The 1,405-nt window shown below is 60.1% G+C and carries 1 protein-coding gene and 1 pseudogene; one reads left to right on the top strand and one right to left on the bottom strand.

Annotated features, from left to right (window positions below):
* A pseudogene (locus tag OC610_RS27425) lies at positions 1–325 on the bottom strand (transglycosylase SLT domain-containing protein); the annotation flags it as partial.
* A gap of 238 nt (positions 326–563) precedes the next feature.
* Between OC610_RS27425 and OC610_RS27420 the strand changes: the two are divergent.
* A complete protein-coding gene (locus tag OC610_RS27420; protein ID WP_264432582.1) occupies positions 564–1,373 on the top strand; it encodes a TatD family hydrolase in 810 nt (269 codons plus the stop codon).
* Positions 1,374–1,405: the final 32 nt, after the last annotated feature.

Here is a 1,405-nt window from a genome sequence, read left to right as displayed (position 1 = left end):
GCTGCAAGGCGCCGAGCAGTTGATCCTTGGCCATGGGAATGATTTTGAGGGTGATTTCCTGGCCATCCCGAGCATGGCCGTTGAGGTATTGCTCGAAAGCTCGCAACCGATGATATTCGACGCCGATGGGTTGGCCCTGGATTTCACCGGAACTGTTGCGGCTCTGATTGACCAATACTCTCAACACCCGGCTGCTGCGTATTTGCGCCAGGTCGCGCGCGGTCCCCGGCGCAACGGCCTGCACCGGCCCAGGCAGCCGCGCTTCGGCCGACATCGGCAACAGCAAGGAACAACAAAGCAGTAGCAACACCTGGGGACGTGTCATCCACTCTCCGGAGGGATATTGCCGAACCATTTCGGTGATAAAAACCGAGCGTCAGGCCGACAGAACAGAGCACCTTGGGGCGCTGAAAAGTGCGAAAGACTGGCACAGCGATGGCATTTGCACCACCCCGACCTGTCTCGTGGCCTCAACAGACAGCCGCAACTCATTGTAGTTCTTGGCTTTTCTTATAAATCTACAGCTCTGATATGCTTTCCGCCCTTTGGGCCGAGGTAGCACCATGCAACTCATCGATATCGGCGTCAACCTGACCAACCCCAGTTTCGCCGACAAACACCAGGCGGTGCTTGAGCGCGCCTATGAGGCCGGGGTCTGTCAATTGGTGCTGACCGGCACCAGCATCGAGGGCAGCGAACAGGCGCTCGAACTGTGCCAGCACCTCGATGAAGACGGGCAACGACTGTTTTCCACCGCAGGTATCCACCCCCACAGCGCCAGCGACTGGACGGCCGACAGCGCCCGGCACCTGAAGGATCTGCTCAAGCAGGACCGCGTCCGCGCGGTGGGTGAATGCGGATTGGATTTCAACCGTGATTTTTCTCCGCGCCCCCAGCAGGAAAAAGTCCTGGAGGAGCACCTTGCCCTCGCCGTCGAGTTGCAATTGCCAGTCTTCCTTCATGAGCGCGACGCCGACCAGCGCCTGCTGGAAATCCTCCGGGATTTCCGTGACCGATTGCCCGCCGCGGTGGTTCATTGCTTTACCGGCGAGAAGAAAGCGCTGTTCAGCTACCTCGACCTGGACCTGCACATCGGCATCACCGGGTGGATCTGCGATGAGCGCAGGGGCACGCATCTACATCCCTTGGTGCGCGAGATTCCCCGCGGCCGGCTGATGCTCGAAAGCGATGCACCGTACTTGCTGCCACGTACCCTGCGCCCCAAACCGAAGAACGGCCGCAACGAGCCGGCCTACCTGACGGACGTGTTGCGCGAAGTGGCCTTGCACCGAGGCGAAACCCAGGAAGATCTGGCGGCCCACAGCACGGCCTGCGCTCGGGCGTTTTTTGGGTTGCCGAACCTCTCCAATTAAATGAAGACCCTTGTGGGAGCGAGCTTGCTCGC

The sequence above is a fragment of the Pseudomonas agronomica genome, from assembly GCF_025917275.1.
Taxonomy (GTDB): Bacteria; Pseudomonadota; Gammaproteobacteria; order Pseudomonadales; family Pseudomonadaceae; genus Aquipseudomonas; species Aquipseudomonas agronomica.
This window is presented reverse-complemented; position numbering and strand designations above follow the sequence as displayed.